Consider the following 16029-nt stretch of genomic DNA (forward strand, 5'->3'; position numbering starts at 1 on the left):
GGTTCCACCACTACAACACCGTCCATCCGCATCGCGCACTTGGCTACCTCGCCCCGCGCGAATACATCGTCCAATCAACCAGTGAGGAACTGTCCGGAAATTAAGGGGCAACGACACCAAGTCTTTTCGCGGACAAGATATTCCTTCGAAAGCGGGGGTCGTTCATAAGGAATCACCGGCTCGCGCCCGATGACCAGAATGCTGCCAGTGAAGTCGTTTTGACGAAGGGCGATCGCCGCCTGGGCGCCACCGTGCCCTGCCCCCACGATTATGACGTCTGCTCGTTCCACTTTCCTGCTCCATGCACTGACTCTGATCACTCATTTCGGTTCGCACTAGGCAGTCTGAGCACCAAGGCCCAGCCACCTCCTTACCGGATCGCAATCAATCAGATGTGTGGAAATGGTGACGCATGGATGTCCCAACTTCAGCTGAATACCTTTTGGTGGCCATTGCAGGCAAAGCCGTACTTTATGTATCCGCGGCACCGACAATCAGTCATATGATGGCTATTAGCAGACCCTCGACAGGTTCATAACTGCTTGGCATCGCAAGTGCGGTAATGACGCTGGCAGCCTGTTCACAGTCATGTTGTAACGCGAGACGGTCAGGCAACCGGTAAATGGAGGCATTGGGATGACGAGCAACCATGTGGCTGACGGCGCTACGCAGCTGGCGATCTATCGCCGCGCTGCGCTGCTGAAAGCGAATGACGAGCGCAGCCGCAAGGTGATCATGAACGGTCGCCTCGTAATGCCCTATTACAGCTATCGGGGGCAGGAAATCATTCCCTCGGCCATGGCCGAAGCCCTGACGGACGACGATTACTGGGTAACGATCTATCGCGGCATCCATGACATGCTGGCCAAGGGCATGCCACTGAACGATCTGTGGGCAGAGGTTGCAGGGCGGGTCGACGGCACCTGCAAAGGCAAGGGCGGCCCGATGCACCTGACCTATCCGAAAAAGGGCATCATGGTCACCACCGGCATCGTCGGTTCGTCCATGCCGATCGCCAATGGAATTGGCTGGGGATCGCAGATGTCGGGCAATAACCGCGTCACCGTAGCAACCTTTGGCGACGGCGCATCGAACATCGGCGCGTTCCACGAAAGCCTGAACTTGGCCGGGGTATGGAAACTGCCGGTGATTTTCCTGTGCCAGAACAACCTTTACGGCGAACACACGAGTTACGAAAAGGCCACTTCGGTAGCGCGCATTGCCGATCGCGGTGCGGCCTACAACATTCCGGGCGTGCGGGTGAATGGCAATGATCCGATAGAGATGTATGCTGCCGCACGTGAGGCGGTTGAGCGAGCCCGGGCCGGCGAAGGGCCGACCTTGATCGAAGCGATGACCTTCCGCTTTTACGGCCATGTGTTCGGCGATTCCGATGCCTACATGGACAAGGAACAGAAAAAGGCGGCGATAGAAGCAGATCCGGTGCCGATCTTCCGGGCGCGACTGATCGCCGAAGGGATTGCGAGCGAGGACGAACTGGCCGCGATGGAAGCCGCGATCGAAGCTGAAATTGATGCCGCAGTCGAATTCGCGCTCGCCTCGCCCTTCCCCGAGCTCGATGAGCTGATCAAAGACGTTTACGCTGAAGGAGCGGTGGCATGAGCGATACTGCAACCAAGGCCAAGCCGGTCACCATTCTCCAGGCGATCAACAGCGCCATTGCCGACGCCATGGCGGCCGACGACAAGGTCGTTGTGCTGGGCGAGGATGTGGCCGATCCCGAAGACGGCGGTGTGGTCGGCGTCACCAAGGGTCTGTCCACCCGCTTCGGTGACGAGCGTGTTCGTTCCACCCCGATCGCGGAACAGGCGATCGTCGGCGCAGCGATCGGTGCCAGCCTTGTGGGCTACAAGCCTGTCGCCGAGATCATGCTGATGAACTTCACCACGGTGGCGATGGACATGATCGTCAACCATGCAGCCAAGCTGCGCTTCATGTCTGGCGGGCAGACCCATGTGCCGATCGTGATCCGCACAATGACCGGCACCGGCTTTTCCTCTGGCGGCCAGCATTGCGACTATCTCGAAGCATGGTTCGCTCACACTGCCGGCATGAAAGTGGTTGCACCGTCCAATCCGGCCGATGCCTATGGCCTGATGCGCGCAGCGATCGATGACCCCGATCCGGTGCTCTATATCGAAAACCTGCCCGCCTATTGGACACCGGGTGAAGCACCTGAGCCGGGGCATGTTGTGCCGCTGGGCAAGGCCAAGGTCGTCAAAGAGGGAAGCGACGTCACCATCGTCAGCTACTCGCGCGTGCTGGGCGAAGTGCTTGGTGCGGTCGAGGCGATGGAAGCGGCCGGTGTCTCTGCCGAGATCATCGACCTGCGCACCATCTCGCCATGGGACAAGGAGGCGGTGTTCGCCTCGGTCGCCAAGACCGGGCGCTGCCTGATCACGCATGAAGCGGTGACCCAGTTCGGCGTCGGTGCCGAAATCGCCGCGACGCTGCAATCCGAATTCTTCGGCAAGCTCAAGGTCCCCGTGGCCCGGCTCGGCGCGCCATATGCTCCGGTGCCATTCTCTAAGCCGCTCGAAGATGCTTTTGCCCCCACCGCCGCGCGCATTGCCGAAGCGGCCATTGCCCTCACCAAATAAAGGAATCCCCATGGCAATCGAAATCCTGCTTCCCAAGATCGGTTTCTCGATGAACGAAGGCGTGCTCGCCGAATGGCTCGTCGCCGATGGCGGCCAGGCTGTCGAAGGCCAGCCGCTCTACGCGCTAGAGAGCGACAAATCGACCAACGAAGTCGACAGCCCGGCCACGGGCACCCTCAAAATCATCGCTCAGGTCGGCGAAACATACGAAGTTGGTACCGTCCTGGGTATTATCGAGTGACTGCAAGAAGCGTTATCGTAACCGGAGGGTTCGGCGCACTTGGCCGCTGTGTCTCCCGCGCCTTTTCCGAGGCCGGAGACAAAGTCGCGCGGATCGACTTTTCGTCTGAAGCAGATGAAGCGCTTGATGGCGCGCTCGATATCGGCGGGGTCGACCTGACCGATAGTGCAGCCTGCGGCAAAGCTGTTGATGCCGTGGTTTCGGCCAATGGCGGCGTGGACGTGCTGGTCAACATCGCGGGCGGTTTCACCTGGGAAACATTGCAGGGCGGATCGGTCGAAACCTGGCAGCGCATGTTTGCTATGAATGTTCAGACGGCGGTGACCATCACCAATGCGGCCCTGCCCTTTATCTTGGCAAGCACGGCGGGGCACATCGTCAACATCGGCGCAGGCGCGGCGATCAAGGCTGATGCCGGCATGGGCGCATACGCAGCGTCAAAGGCGAGTGTTCATCGCCTGACTGAAAGCCTTGCTGCCGAACTCGCCGGAACAAGCATCACAGTCAATGCGGTTCTGCCCAGCATCATCGACACCCCCGCAAACCGGGCCGACATGCCGGATGCAGACTTCAACCAGTGGGTCCAGCCACAGGCAATAGCCGATGTTATCCTGTTCCTGTCATCCCATGCGGCACGTTCGATCAGCGGTGCGCTGATCCCGGTTTCAAGGGGCGCCCAAGGTTAGGCGAGCAAGCGTAGAAAAGGATCCCATTCGCCATGACACCCCAACTCAACAACGTGTTCCAGATCGCTTACGCAACCAGCGACGTGGAACAGGCCGCAAAGCTGTTCTGCGAGCGGTTCGACACCGGCGCATTCACAATACTTGATCCACCGGGCGACATCATGCGCATCGGCCTCGCCTATGCGGGAACCACGATGTACGAACTGATCCAGCCGCTTAATGATATAACCGGGCTCTATGCCCCTTGGATAGCGGATGTCGAAGGTTTCGCAATCCGGCACCACCATCTGGGCATGCTGGTCGATACGGCGGAGGATCTTGCCGCTATCAGAACCACACATGTCAATAATGGCACCCCGGTAGTCAACGAAGGATCGATGCCGGGTGCGCTCGATTTCCTGTATGTCGATACGACCCCGCTACTGGGACATTACCTCGAATATGTCCGCCTTGAAGAGGGCGGAAGGGCCATGTTCGCGCAAGTCGAAGGCAGCCCGTTCAAATCATGAATTACCCGGCGCCCAAAGTCAGGGGCGGCCTTAGCCAGAGAGATTAAAGAACGACCATGGACAAGATAACTTTCGAAGACCGTGTGGCAGTGGTGACCGGCGCGGGCAACGGCCTGGGGCGCGATTACGCCCTGGAGCTGGCGCGGCGCGGTGCGAAGGTCGTGGTCAACGATCTGGGCGGCAGCGGATCGGGCGAAGGCGCCTCGGCCAGCGCGGCGCAGGCCGTCGTCGAAGAGATCCGTGCCGCAGGCGGCGAAGCAGTGGCCAACACCAATAGCGTCGCCACGCGCGAAGGCGGCGCGGCGGTGATCCAGACCGCACTCGACACCTGGGGCAAGATCGACATCCTGATCAGCAATGCCGGGTTCCTGCGCAACAACCGGTTCGAGGATCTGACCGACGAACAGATCGATCCTATCATCAATGTCCACCTCAAAGCCGCGTTCTATGTCGGCCAACCCGCTTACCGCGCGATGCGCGCTGCAGGCTACGGACGCATACTGTTTACGGGATCGGCCTCGGCAATGTTCGGCCACGCGTGGCAGGCAAACTATGCTGCCGGCAAAGGTGCGATGTTGGGCCTTTCGAATGTCGTCGCGCTAGAAGGTTCTGCCTATGGCATACAGTCCAACGTGATGCTGCCGACTGCTTCGTCGCGTCTGGAGGCAGAGATGACACCAGGCTTCATGGAAATTCCGCAGTTCGCCAAGTCATTTGAGAAGGCGGACTTCTCAATCGCGGAAGGGAGGGTTGTACCCGAGTTCAATACGCCGCTGGCGCTCTATCTTGTCAGCGAGGCCTGCACCGCCACGCACGGCGTCTATTCGTCCAACTGCGGACGCTATGCGCGAGTAAGGATTTGCGCCGCGGAAGGCTGGGTATCTCCGGCGGGCGATGTTCCTCCTACCCTTGAGGATATCGCCTCTCATTTCGGGCAGATCGAGGAACTGGGCGACTATTCCGAACCGATGACACCCTATGACGAGTTCACTTCCGCTGTGAAGGCCGCGCGCAAGCAGGGCGTGCTTGCCTGAAATGGGCCGATGACGAGAAGGGAACCGAGCAAATGACAACTAAAGTCGGCATTATCGGCGCCAATTGGAGCCTCAAGGTCCACGGCATGATCTGGAAACAGATGCCCGACGTGGAGGTCGCTGCTGTGTGCACTGCGCACAAGGAAACCGCTGAAGCAGCGGCCGCCGCCTTCGGCATTCCCAAAGCTTATTGGCGCGTTGCCGATCTCGTCGCCGATCCCGATCTCGACATTATCGACGTGGGCAGCAGGCCCGCCTACCGGTATGACATGGTCATGGCGGCGCTGAACGCGGGCAAGCATGTTTACAACGCCTTGCCTTTCGCGCTGACGCTCGATCAAGCCAAGGCGCAGACCGAACTGGCAAGGGAGAAGGGGCTGGTCGGCGTAGTCGATGCCCAGTTCCGCTGGGGGCCCGCAGCGCTGCAGATGAAGCAGCTGATCGACGAGGGATTCCTCGGCAATATCCTCGGCTTCAACATGCAGTTGATCATGCCGCTGTGGGAACGCGACGGCTTGGTTTACCCCGCCTGTGTCTATCCCGAAGGAGGGATGGATCCCTATCTCTGGCTGGCCGAGAAGGCGAGCGGTGGTAGCGCCTGGCGCAATTTCGGCACGCATTCGACGCTGTTTCTGTCGCACCTGTTGGGCCCGGTGAAATCGGTAACCGGCCTCCAGACCACCGGCATGAAGGAGTGGCCTCTGCCCGATGGCACGGTGCTGAAGCCCGAAACGGCGGACCTTGGCTGCGCCGTCCTGCAACTGGAAAATGGGGCAATCGGCAACCTGCAGACCGGCTGGTGCATGCCAGATTCTGAAGTCATGCGGATCGAGATCTGGGGTGATCGCGGGCGGCTACTCTATACCGATCCGACCTTCGGCGACGGGGCCAGCGCAAAGCTCTATGCCGGACCAGTGGCGCACAAGGAATTTGGCGAGTTGACCGGTGGCATGGTCGATATCGCGCCGGAATATTACGCGGTGCCCAACACGCCCTGGAACAAGGAGAACGCCCCCCCTTACATGGTGGCGATGAGCTGGATGTTCCACAGCATGCTCGAAGCGATCAAGGGCAACCAAGAGCCATCACCCAGCTTCGAGGAAGCCCTGCATGCGCACAAGGTGGTCACGGCGCTCGAGATATCGAGCGATACGGGTCGACGGGTCGAGATTTCAGAGCTTTAGGTCGGGCGCCTGTCGATCAGATCGTATCTGTCCTGAAGATGGTTTCGGTGCCTCCGTCGACATAGAGGATCTGCCCCAGCAGGTAGCGTCCCTGCAGGGTCGCGAGAAACGCGATCACCTCGGCCAGTTCGTCCGGTTCGCCATAGGGGCAATCAGACAGTGCAATCGGGGTGAACTGCTCGAGCATGGCCATTCCTTCCTCGGTGGAAAGGAATCCTTCTGTCATCGGCGTACGGACGCGGCCGGGCGAGACGCCGTTGAGCAGAATGCCCGATCCTGCCCATTCTGGCGAAATCGCAGACCGGCGCAGCCAGCGCGCGAGCGCGTGTTTGCTGCTGGAATAGCCGGTCGCCGCTTCCGGATCGATGTTGCCGGCAAGCGCCAGCGCGGCAGCCTCGTCCCCCGCTAGGCATGCGTCGACCAGAGCGGGATCGAATTCGCTGAGCGATGCGGTCGAAATGATCGCTACTGCGCGCGGTGCTTGCGAACGTAGCAGCAGCGGGCGCAGCAGCTCCAGCGTCGCCACGGCCCCGAAATAATTGACCGCCAATAGCCGTCCGGCAGGCGCGGGTGCTGGCATTCCGGCGACAGCGATCACCGAATCCACGCCTTGCGGCGCAAGCGTAGCCACAGCACCAGCCATCGATTGCCTCCCCGCCGCTGTCGAAAGATTGGCCACAACCTCCACGTCGCGAAGGTCAACGCCGATAACCCGGTGCCCCTCCGCCTTGAGCAATTCAGCGGTAGCTCGCCCGATTCCGGACGCTGCACCTGTTATCACGATGGTTCTCTTCATCGGATCAGCATGACGCACCCGCGCAGCTAGACAAGAACCAACTTGCAGCGAGAGAGAGTTAGCACGGATGAGATGGTGGCAGACTATACAACATTGGGCGTGATCCGCCGCTGATAGGACGCGATCCGCGCACCTATTAGTGCAGCGCGTTCGTCGGCATCGACCCAAACTGTTGAATCGGGCAGGTCGGACTTCAGCCGGTCGATTGTCGTCATCTTCAGAGTGACGTTGATTGGTCGCCCGCCAGCCTTCATCGCCTGCCAACGCAGGATCATCAGAACATTGGCCTGCCCCCGCGTATCGAGCCAATTGGCAACGCCCGGATCGCGTCTGGCAATGACGAGGCGGATGCGGCCGTCAGGATCAATGGCGGATTGGGCCGCAGTGAGGCTGGACTGGACGGTGTGATAGTCGAGCGAGCGATACAACCAGTCTGTCAGCTCGACCGCAGCATAGCCCGCCTCTGCCGGATCGTAATCGATAATCGCCGCGTCGTCCGGGCCGAGCCGAAAGTGCCCGCTGCTGACACCCTGCGTGGCGAGACCGACACCCGCGCTGGCCAGCGGGTAAGCGGGCAAGATCGTATTCACGGCCTGGCTGCTCAGCATGTTCTGGAACCAGAAATATTGAAAAACGTCGTTCAGGGCGTTTTTCGTGGCCCGCTCGAACATCTCGTCGATACCGATTGGAGGTGCTTTTGCCTCGCCCAGCCGCTCAATCGACAGGTCGAGCGGGGTTTCTTCGGCCCAGTCCATCATCGAATCCCGCACGAACAGGAATTTCGTACCCGGATGAGTCATCAAATGGTTCGCGCGACCTGCCGCCGGACTTTCATCGATGGTGATCTCGAAAGTTCCGTCCGCCCCCCACTGCAATTGATGATCCTCCAGGATCTCGACAGTCTGGGAAGTGCCGTAATTGTTGGCGAGAGCGAATGAGATGTTGGCCGGTTTACCCCCAGCGAGGCGGCCGATCAGTCGATAGCTCGAACCGTGCTCGATGCCGGCCAGCCGATAGCAATTGTCAGGATTGTCGCCTCCGGTCCGCGCGCCGGGTACCATGGCGCCATGCCACTCATAGGCTGGCATGAAATCGCGGACGAAGCGCGGATGCTGGCTGTCTGACGCGGCTGCCTTGAACAGCCAGTTGTTGAGAAACTCATCGGCCAGCGCATCGAGATGCGGGCGGCATTCGTCGGGCAAGCGATCACCATAGCCAATGGCGTAATATTTGGTGATCCGCGCGCGGATCGGCTCGATCCGCGGGTCCAGGCGCATGGCCCTCACATCGGTCTCGGCGGCCAGCTGTCCCGGATTGTCTATTGGGTTGGTCATTACGCAAGATTCCCCGTCGTGCCGACTTTCGCCCTGCCCTCACCTGCCCTCGCGGCGGATGCCGAACTGGTCGATATAGGAGCCGAAAGCGCCTTCGATATCAGCCTCGTCGATACCGAATTCCGCCAGCGAATAGTTTCTTTGCGGCCCCTTTCCGTGATGGTCCTGGTCAAGATGCCGCTCCATTCGCTCGCGAGCCTGAGCAGTCAGATGCAGTCCGAACGTGTGGTATAGCTCCGCAACCACTTCGAGCGGGCGAGCGACAAGATCGGAGAAGATCACATCTATGACCGCAGCATCGCGCCCCGGACCCTTTCGCCACGTGGCATAGGCATTCATCGTGGGCGACCAGATCGCCAACTGTTCCTGCCCCAATTGGAGCGGATCCATTTCCCGGTCGGAGAACAGCCCGCGCAAGGCGGCCATCAGGCTGGCCATGGAAGGGATCACCTTGCCCGGATCGCGGTGATTCACGTAGATCAGCGCATCAGGGAAGGCGATGTGCAGCTCATCCCAGGTCATGATGTGGGCTGGTGTCTTCAGCGCCCATCTTTCCCCGCGCGACAGTGTTTGCAGATATTGCATGACACCGATCTGCCAGCGATATGCGATCGCGGCCTTATCCGCCACGGCATCCAGGAATTCCGGTACGTTCCATAGGCCGCCGAAGAACCCGGTACATGCGCCCTCCTGCAGGAACAGGCATTCTTCGGGCAGATCTGCACCGAACGGGTGCATAGCCAGCATATGGCCATCGGTCATGCCCTGAAACGCAAGCAGTTCTTCATAGATCGCGGAGCGGGCGTCCCCGTCCGGCCCCGGCAGCGGGACCAGGATCGCCGCCTCAAAAGCCTTGGCAACGCGCAGATTGGGATCCTGCGCGAGCACGCCGTGAAGAAACGTCGTGCCAGCGCGCGGCATGCCTGTCCCGATCAACGGAGCGACGATCCGTTCGGCATCAACACCGGTCGTGAGCTTTCGCGCATCGAGATAGCGCAGCCGGGAAATGAGCATGGTCATCAGTCGCGCATAGGATCGGCTGCGACCGCGGGTGGTCACTTCACCCGTGGTTTCGACACCATCGCACAAAAGCGCGAAATCGTTTCGAAAGCGTTCTTCCTCCCAGCGGCTCCCACCCCAATCGGAAAGCCCGGTCAGGCGCTCGGCATCAGACATGAGCGAGGGGGCATCCAGCGCGCCCTGCCAATCTCCAAGAAGGGCCGCATAAGGCCCGCCTGCTGCTGTCACCATTTACGCCGCATCTGGTTGCCGATCAAACGCTGGCGCATCTGTTCCGCCCGTTCGTCCGCGCTAGCGCGGGGGGAGCGATCGCCAAGGTAGGCAGCCACCTCAGCCAGCTTCATTTTTGTGACCTGAGGCGTGGGCGTGGACGAGCAGCGATACCACCGACCGATCAGCAAGCCGTAATTACTACCGCCGGTATCGAGCCAATTGGCAAAGCCCGGATCATCGTGCGCGACCACGGTGCGAAACTTGCCATCATTATCGACCTTGGCACTGAGCCCGTTCAAGCTGCTTTGCCGGTATGGAATGTCGACCTGGTTCCACAGACCATCGATCACCTGCACATTCCAGTAATTTCGAACTTCAGGCAGCTCGCTTTCGATCACCAGCGCCTCATCGTCGGCGATGTCGAACACCATCTCGAAATAGGCTTGGGGCCAATCCTCGCCATTGCCCATGTCCTGGAAGGTGTGAATGTGCATCTGGTTGATGAAGCCGCCATCATGCACCCGCTTGATCTGGGCAAGTGCAACGCGGCTTACATCGATGGCATAGTCGAACACATGGCGCAGTTTGGCATCCACCTCCTCGGGTGTCGGTCGTGCCTTTGGCTGTGACGGCGGATCGAGCCGCTCGATCGCGAGGCGAACGTCGTGTTCGTTGCCCCAGTCGTAAGAAAACTGGCGCAGCATGATGAAATCCGATTGCGGATCGAGATGCAGCCAATCGCCATCGTAACCCGCCGGTCGCTCGGAACTGAAAAGCACCGAGAAGCGGCCATCGTTATCGAGCGTGAGCTCGTCGAGGTCGTAATTGCCGAAGCCCTTACCCATCTTCAGCCCATCGGTGCCGAACATCTTCATGCCCGTGGCGAACCCCGCCACCGGCGCATTGCCGCGCTCGCCGGTGATGCGGTAGGTCCCCGTCCCATCAAGCGCGGCGACATAATAGACCGCGTCAGGGTTGGGCTGCAGCATGAAGCCGGAATTGAGGTAAGGCACGAATTCGGGATAACGCGGATCTGCCATCATCAGCAGGAAATAGGCCTGCGACAAATTCATCGCGAACTGGCGATAGAGATCGGCCCGTAGTTGCTCGTCGACCGGGGCCGTCGCCTCTCCAAGGATAGCCTCGCCACGCTTAAGCAGATCGACATATTCCGCCCAGGTCTGCATCTCGAATTCTCCCTTATTCGTGCTCACTCGGGATCCCATTCCAGGTAGAATCCGCGGACGGTATTAATCAGGCCGGCCGCCATTTTTGGCGAAGTGCCTGCGGCAATGCGGCATTCGGGCATCTTGGCGATCCATTCCTCGAGGAAGATACGCAGTTCCCGGCGCGCAAGCCGCGCCCCCAGGCAAGTATGCGGCCCGCTACCGAAATTGACGTGACGGCTCTGCTTTCGCCGCGGATCGAACCGCATCGGATCGGGGTTGGCCCGCTCATCCAACCCACTCAGCGGATAGATGCCCAGCACCTGCTCGCCTTCGCGGATCGCAACGCCGTTCAGCTCTGTGTCGTGCTTCACCAGCCGGGCGATGTTGCTGGTTCCGAAGCGGCGAGTGATCTCGTCCACAGCTCCATCGTACAATTCCGGATTTTCGCGCAGTTCGCGCTGAAGATCCATGTGGCGGGCGAAATGCACCATGGCGAAAGACGTCGTATTCATGACGGTTTCGAGTCCGCCAGTGACCACCAACTGCACAACATTGTGCCGTTCGTCAGGCGTCAAATCTCTGCCCATGACCTGTGCGCTCACCAGCATGCTGACGAAATCTTCGCCAGGCTTTGACTGCCGGTCGCGGATCAGTTCCGCAATGTATTCGTGCGTTTCCCTGGCAGCTTGCTCCATCGTGTCTTGCCCAGGCACATTCCGCTTGGCGAGATCGAGCAAATAGGGCGCTTCGCTTTCCGGCATGCCCAACAGGTTGAGGAATGTGACGACCGGCATCACGCCAGCGAAATCGAGGACGAAATCACAGCGCCCCTGCGGGCGGAGCTTCTCGACAATGCCCACTGCGGCAGCGCGTGCGCGAATGCTTGCCTGATTCAGCGACGCCGGGGTAAATGCCTGCGCGACCAGCCTGCGGAACGGGCCGTGCTCGGGCGCGTCCATCTGGTTGGGCCCCGTGTGCGGGATAATTCCTTTGGGAACAAACGGTTCGAGGTTCGAAAAGCGGGCCGGATCCGTGGTTAGCTCGACCATTTCGCGATAGCGCGTCGCCACCCAGTGGCCACCATTGCGCGGGGTCCAGAAGACGTCCGGATGGGTATCCTGGATCGTCTTCCACAGCGCATGAATATCATCGGTATAGCCGTCGACAAGGCCCGGCAAATTGTAGGGATCGAAATCCCTCACAAGATCCGCCGGAACATGATCAGGGACTGGGGCCAGGCTCGCAGGAATGTTCATTGTAGTGGTAACCTCCATCCGGTCAGGAGCCGGATTTTCTCAACTCTCCGCGACAATGCGATTCCCTCCCTCACTCGCAGTGTAAAGCCGCAGTCTTGGCCAGCAGTCGCCTTCGGTCCAGTAGTGGAGGTAGATATCAGCGTGGTGATGTCTTTAACGGGGTCAATCGTCGCATTGATCCTGCGCCTTTCACTTCGTCCGAGGCGGTCAGGATCATCCACCCACGGCAGCGCGCTGGATCTCCTCTGCCGTGGGATTGCGCCGCAGAGTAAGTCCGCCATTCACGTGGAATGTCTGGCCGGTCATGAAGCACTCGTCGCCCGCAGCGAACAGCGCCGCGTCGGCCACATCTTCCACCGTAGTGATGCGACCCAATGGATATTCACGCGCAAAGGCGTCAATCACCGATTGCGGGAATTGATCGTTGAGGATCGGCGTCACGGTAAGGCCCGGTGCCAGAATATTGGCGCGTATACCATACTTGCCGAACTCGTTGGCAACCGTTCGGGTCACATGGTTGAGTCCTGCCTTGGCTCCCATATAGGCAGCGTGGTTTTCGAACATGATGTCGGCAACCGCCGAAGTCACGTTGACGATCGCGCCGCCGCCCGCTTCCTTCATTGCCGCGATTGCGGCCTGCATGAACCAGATTCCGCCCTTGAAAATGATCGACAGCATTTCATCGATCTCGGCCTCGGTCATGTCTTCGAAAGGGCCGTACTGCGGTGTGGCTGCGGCGTTGACCGCGATGTCAACACGGCCGAACTTCTCCCTGGTCTGTTCGAACAGGGAGAAGACTGCATCGCGGTTCGACACATCCGCCGGTATCGCGACTGCGCCGGTTTCGGTCGCGAAGGCCTCGAGACCATCCCGCGAGCGGCCTGATACCACCACTTTTGCGCCTTCCTTGATGAAGCGTTCGGCAATGGCCTGGCCCATATTGCCTTGACGGGTCGCCCCCATCACGATCGCCACCTTGTCTTGCAGCCTCATAATAGCAATCTCACCTCCCTGGATATTGCAGTCAACGCGCGCCCCGAGCGATGCCCTGAGCCCTGATGGGGCGCGTCGACCTAGGCTGCAGGCTTCCAAAACCCGACCACGGCACTGGCAAATTCAAGTGAAGTGCTGATCGGCATAAGGTCTGTTCCCGGACGCCGGGAAAACTCCGCCAGCAGACCTTCTAAATCGTCGGTCTCAATCTCGTAGATTGCCAAATAGCGGTGCGGGCCATCGCCTACACAGACGAATCGCTCTGCCGAAACGAAACCCGGAATGGCCAGGACATCAGGCATATGCTGGCCATCATACCATTCATTGTATTCGGCATCATGCCCTTCGACCGCATTACTGAATGCAACCAGCTTGTATCGTGCCATCTGGGCAACTTCCCCTATCGTGCCATCTGGGCAACTTCCCCTTGAAATGATGGATCCTTGAGTGAGGCTGTCTCCTGATCGCGAGGGCAAGCTACAGCCCGTAGCGCTCGATATATTCGGCGAAGGGTGCGACCAGCGGCGAATCCCGCCCGATCTTCTCGTAGCTGTGTCCTGCCCCTTCCTGTTCGGAATTGGCGTTTGCCCAATCCTGCATCGCAATCCGCGCCTGCGTCGACAGGTCCAACCCGAATTTGCCGTAGATCGCCTGAACCACTCCCAGGGGATCGCGCCGGATTTCTCCCTGGAGAACGTTGACGAACCGATCAGGATGGCGGTCTTGCGCCGCCATGGTGCGGCGCACTCCTTCAGCCCAGAAAGCCGCCTCGCGCTTCAGCCTGCGCTCCCGGTCGATTGGTTCGCCGGTGAGCCCCCCGATGAAGCCGTCGAGCAAGCTCACGAGCGAAGCCAGCGAAGACGCCGGGTGGCGGTGCGTCTGCACAACACAGGCATCGGGAAACACGGCCAGCAGGGCATCGATGCCGAACACATGGCTAGGGTTCTTGAGCAGCCAGCGACGATCATCGTTCAGGCCGACAAGACGCAACATGTCCTTATAGCGGCGATAGGATGCAGTTTCGTCCGCCTTCATCAACCAATCGTCATAATGCGGCAAATCGAGCTGTGAAGGGAAGGTGTTACTGCAAAAGCTCTGCGACATTGGCAGCAAGCATTCGTCCACTTCGTCAGGCTTTACGCCATGCGCTACCATCGCTTTAGGTGCGACGGCCAGGAACTGTTCGTAGAGCTCCATGCTGGCCTGATATTGCGGATGATCGGCCCAGGCGTCACGCGCTGGCCGGACCAGTGGTGCATCGCAAATCCATCGCTCGATACCCTGGAACTGTTCGTCCTGACTCAAGAGGTTGTGCAGGGCGGTGGTGCCGGTGCGCGGTACGCCAATGACGATGACCGGTGCGGGAATTTCCCGGGCCTTGTACTCGGGATGGGCCTTCCACTGCGCCTCGGTCCGCAACCGGCCTACAAGAGTGGCGACAATGACCCATTCCATCATGGAAGCCTTGCTACCGGCGATCCCTTCTTGATCCAGCGATTCGAGCAGGATGCGGAAACCCTCGTGATAATCCGCATCGCCGAAGTCACTGAGGCCCGCCTGCTCTGCAGCGCTCTGGTGAAGTTCTTCAAACCGAGATTGCCACGTCTGTGTCATACCGGTCAGCCCCACGGATCGATCTGCAGCTTGCCACTGCCGCTGGTGCCCTTGCGAAACTCTTCGAAGGCTGCGGATGCTTGATCCATACCGACGATGTCTGTGACCATGGCACGGGCAAGATCGGTATTGCGGTCGATCGCGTCAGCGCTGGCGGCAAAATCGTCACGCGTGAAGATGGTGGACCAGCGCAGGGTGACGTCCTTGATCATCGCCATGCCGGGGATGATTGTGTCCGGCTCAAGGCAGAAACCCAGGCCGACGACCATGCCGCCACCCTTCACCAAATCGATCGCCCGGCTGATCACACCGGGGACGCCGGCAGCTTCGAACACGATGTCAGGCGCGCCACCCAGGATGGAGTAGATTTCTTCCTTCGCATCGTCGCTTTCAACGATGAATTCAGCGCCGCCGAGCTTGTCGGTCAGTGCCTTGCGGCGCCCGCTCGATGCCAGCATCACCACATTTTCCACGCCGCGTTGACGCAGCCAAAACAGAACCGACAGGCCGATCGGGCCCGGTCCGATGATCACTATCTTGCTGTCCTTGTCAGGATTGGCCAGCCGCACGGCGCGCCCGCCAACCGACATCGGTTCGACGAGCGCGGAATCTTCCAGGCTCATGGTCGCCGGAAGGATTGTGGCGCCGCGCTGACTCACACGCGCATATTCGGCCAGGCCATGCGCAAAACCTTCGAACTGATTTGCACACAGAAGGTCGATCCCGCTCTTGCAGCCTTCGCACTTCCCGCAGCCTACAACCGTCATCGCGGCGATTCGGTCGCCCACTTTAAGCTGATCCACCCCCTTGCCCAGGGCAACCACCTCGCCGCCATATTCGTGGCCAAGCGGGCTGTCTGGCGGCATCGGAAAACCATGGCCGCTGGTGGCGTGGACATCGGTCCCGCACACACCGCAGCGCGCAACACGGATGACGACCTCGCCCTCGTTCGGCTCGGGATCTGGCATGTTTTCAAGCGCGAGCGGCTCGCCCGGCCCCTTGTACAGCAATGCGCGCATCGGAACTTCCTCTCAAACAATTTGCCACTCTGGCGACCTTGATGAGATCTGCCAAGCGTGGCGAATTCATCATCACTAGCCGTGAGAGCAAGCCTGTGTCGCCTCCGCAGGCCTAGCAATCACATGGTAGATTTCGGCATCCGGCACGACCAGCGCCGCCTCGGAGGGAGCACCTTCCGGACAAGATGCACTTTCAATTCACTTCGAGGTGTCTAGGCTGAGAGCCTAGCCGCTCTTATTCGTGACGATGTTGTTCTTGGGGAAGATCAATCGTTGGCGGCAGCGGGCGTTTGAGCAGGCCGAGTGCCTCCGCTGCGTCTATTTCATCGCGTGGGATCGA

Annotated in this window: 16 protein-coding genes and 1 pseudogene; 7 read left to right on the plus strand and 10 right to left on the minus strand. The window is 60.0% G+C overall.

Going from position 1 to position 16029, the window contains the following annotated elements; translation table 11 throughout:
• Nucleotides 1-110: 110 nt before the first annotated feature.
• Nucleotides 111-290, minus strand: a pseudogene (locus B5X69_RS18880) (FAD-dependent oxidoreductase); the annotation flags it as partial.
• A gap of 346 nt (nt 291-636) precedes the next feature.
• On the opposite strand from B5X69_RS18880, the gene B5X69_RS18885 reads away from it, so the two are divergent.
• The 7 genes from B5X69_RS18885 to B5X69_RS18910 all read left to right on the plus strand — a co-directional run bounded on the left by B5X69_RS18885 (nt 637) and on the right by B5X69_RS18910 (nt 6275).
• On the plus strand, nt 637-1623 hold the full coding sequence (locus B5X69_RS18885) for a thiamine pyrophosphate-dependent dehydrogenase E1 component subunit alpha (RefSeq protein ID WP_079640094.1): 987 nt from the start codon (nt 637-639) through the stop codon (nt 1621-1623).
• Nucleotides 1620-2621 carry an alpha-ketoacid dehydrogenase subunit beta gene (locus B5X69_RS18890; RefSeq protein ID WP_079640095.1) on the plus strand — a complete coding sequence of 334 codons (1002 nt, stop codon included), beginning with the start codon at nt 1620-1622 and terminating at the stop codon, nt 2619-2621. The genes B5X69_RS18885 and B5X69_RS18890 overlap by 4 nt, the downstream gene beginning before the upstream one ends.
• Nucleotides 2622-2631: 10 nt before the next feature.
• The gene (locus tag B5X69_RS21745) at nt 2632-2862 is read left to right on the plus strand and encodes a biotin/lipoyl-containing protein (protein WP_217699160.1); all 231 of its coding nucleotides are present in this window, start codon (nt 2632-2634) and stop codon (nt 2860-2862) included.
• Nucleotides 2859-3548, plus strand: coding sequence for an SDR family NAD(P)-dependent oxidoreductase (locus tag B5X69_RS18895; protein WP_217699161.1), 690 nt, complete (start codon nt 2859-2861; stop codon nt 3546-3548). Before B5X69_RS21745 ends, B5X69_RS18895 begins: the two co-directional genes overlap by 4 nt.
• A gap of 32 nt (nt 3549-3580) precedes the next feature.
• On the plus strand, nt 3581-4057 hold the full coding sequence (locus tag B5X69_RS18900) for a VOC family protein (RefSeq protein WP_079640097.1): 477 nt from the start codon (nt 3581-3583) through the stop codon (nt 4055-4057).
• Nucleotides 4058-4146: 89 nt separating this feature from the next.
• Complete coding sequence (locus B5X69_RS18905; RefSeq protein WP_245798801.1) at nt 4147-5091, plus strand: SDR family NAD(P)-dependent oxidoreductase; 945 nt, start codon at nt 4147-4149, stop codon at nt 5089-5091.
• Nucleotides 5092-5123: 32 nt separating this feature from the next.
• Nucleotides 5124-6275: a Gfo/Idh/MocA family protein gene (locus B5X69_RS18910; RefSeq protein WP_079640099.1), complete on the plus strand. Its 1152-nt coding sequence runs from the start codon at nt 5124-5126 to the stop codon at nt 6273-6275.
• 16 nt (nt 6276-6291) lie between these two features.
• Here B5X69_RS18910 and B5X69_RS18915 read toward each other — a convergent pair whose 3' ends face one another.
• The 9 genes from B5X69_RS18915 to B5X69_RS18955 form a co-directional block, all read right to left on the minus strand.
• Nucleotides 6292-7071 (minus strand): SDR family oxidoreductase, encoded by a 780-nt coding sequence (locus B5X69_RS18915; RefSeq protein ID WP_079640100.1) that lies wholly within the window; start codon nt 7069-7071, stop codon nt 6292-6294.
• An 83-nt stretch (nt 7072-7154) separates the two neighbouring features.
• Nucleotides 7155-8405, minus strand: coding sequence for a DUF1214 domain-containing protein (locus tag B5X69_RS18920; RefSeq protein ID WP_079640101.1), 1251 nt, complete (start codon nt 8403-8405; stop codon nt 7155-7157).
• Between the two features lie 39 nt (nt 8406-8444).
• On the minus strand, nt 8445-9581 hold the full coding sequence (locus B5X69_RS18925; RefSeq protein WP_176141685.1) for a sulfotransferase family protein: 1137 nt from the start codon (nt 9579-9581) through the stop codon (nt 8445-8447).
• A 68-nt stretch (nt 9582-9649) separates the two neighbouring features.
• Nucleotides 9650-10825 carry a DUF1214 domain-containing protein gene (locus B5X69_RS18930; RefSeq protein WP_079640107.1) on the minus strand — a complete coding sequence of 392 codons (1176 nt, stop codon included), beginning with the start codon at nt 10823-10825 and terminating at the stop codon, nt 9650-9652.
• 23 nt (nt 10826-10848) lie between these two features.
• The gene (locus B5X69_RS18935; RefSeq protein WP_176141686.1) at nt 10849-12063 is read right to left on the minus strand and encodes a cytochrome P450; all 1215 of its coding nucleotides are present in this window, start codon (nt 12061-12063) and stop codon (nt 10849-10851) included.
• A gap of 213 nt (nt 12064-12276) precedes the next feature.
• Nucleotides 12277-13038, minus strand: coding sequence for an SDR family NAD(P)-dependent oxidoreductase (locus tag B5X69_RS18940; protein ID WP_245798802.1), 762 nt, complete (start codon nt 13036-13038; stop codon nt 12277-12279).
• Nucleotides 13039-13136: 98 nt separating this feature from the next.
• Nucleotides 13137-13442: a DUF4286 family protein gene (locus B5X69_RS18945; protein WP_079640104.1), complete on the minus strand. Its 306-nt coding sequence runs from the start codon at nt 13440-13442 to the stop codon at nt 13137-13139.
• A 91-nt stretch (nt 13443-13533) separates the two neighbouring features.
• Entirely contained in the window at nt 13534-14670 is a 1137-nt protein-coding gene (locus tag B5X69_RS18950) for a sulfotransferase family protein (RefSeq protein ID WP_139375879.1), read from the minus strand.
• A gap of 5 nt (nt 14671-14675) precedes the next feature.
• Complete coding sequence (locus B5X69_RS18955) at nt 14676-15689, minus strand: zinc-dependent alcohol dehydrogenase (protein ID WP_079640106.1); 1014 nt, start codon at nt 15687-15689, stop codon at nt 14676-14678.
• Between the last annotated feature and the right edge of the window lie 340 nt (nt 15690-16029).

It is taken from the genome of Sphingopyxis flava (assembly GCF_900168005.1).
GTDB lineage: Bacteria > Pseudomonadota > Alphaproteobacteria > Sphingomonadales > Sphingomonadaceae > Sphingopyxis > Sphingopyxis flava.

What these genes read in the sequence shown, in the direction of transcription:
- B5X69_RS18950 (WP_139375879.1), bottom strand. Translation starts at nt 14,670, where the DNA reads ATGACACAGACGTGGCAATCTCGGTTTGAAGAACTTCACCAGAGCGCT.
- B5X69_RS18915 (WP_079640100.1), bottom strand. Translation starts at nt 7,071, where the DNA reads ATGAAGAGAACCATCGTGATAACAGGTGCAGCGTCCGGAATCGGGCGA.
- B5X69_RS18920 (WP_079640101.1), bottom strand. Translation starts at nt 8,405, where the DNA reads ATGACCAACCCAATAGACAATCCGGGACAGCTGGCCGCCGAGACCGAT.
- B5X69_RS18945 (WP_079640104.1), bottom strand. Translation starts at nt 13,442, where the DNA reads ATGGCACGATACAAGCTGGTTGCATTCAGTAATGCGGTCGAAGGGCAT.
- B5X69_RS18890 (WP_079640095.1), top strand. Translation starts at nt 1,620, where the DNA reads ATGAGCGATACTGCAACCAAGGCCAAGCCGGTCACCATTCTCCAGGCG.
- B5X69_RS18935 (WP_176141686.1), bottom strand. Translation starts at nt 12,063, where the DNA reads ATGAACATTCCTGCGAGCCTGGCCCCAGTCCCTGATCATGTTCCGGCG.
- B5X69_RS21745 (WP_217699160.1), top strand. Translation starts at nt 2,632, where the DNA reads ATGGCAATCGAAATCCTGCTTCCCAAGATCGGTTTCTCGATGAACGAA.
- B5X69_RS18885 (WP_079640094.1), top strand. Translation starts at nt 637, where the DNA reads ATGACGAGCAACCATGTGGCTGACGGCGCTACGCAGCTGGCGATCTAT.
- B5X69_RS18955 (WP_079640106.1), bottom strand. Translation starts at nt 15,689, where the DNA reads ATGCGCGCATTGCTGTACAAGGGGCCGGGCGAGCCGCTCGCGCTTGAA.
- B5X69_RS18900 (WP_079640097.1), top strand. Translation starts at nt 3,581, where the DNA reads ATGACACCCCAACTCAACAACGTGTTCCAGATCGCTTACGCAACCAGC.
- B5X69_RS18930 (WP_079640107.1), bottom strand. Translation starts at nt 10,825, where the DNA reads ATGCAGACCTGGGCGGAATATGTCGATCTGCTTAAGCGTGGCGAGGCT.
- B5X69_RS18910 (WP_079640099.1), top strand. Translation starts at nt 5,124, where the DNA reads ATGACAACTAAAGTCGGCATTATCGGCGCCAATTGGAGCCTCAAGGTC.
- B5X69_RS18925 (WP_176141685.1), bottom strand. Translation starts at nt 9,581, where the DNA reads ATGTCTGATGCCGAGCGCCTGACCGGGCTTTCCGATTGGGGTGGGAGC.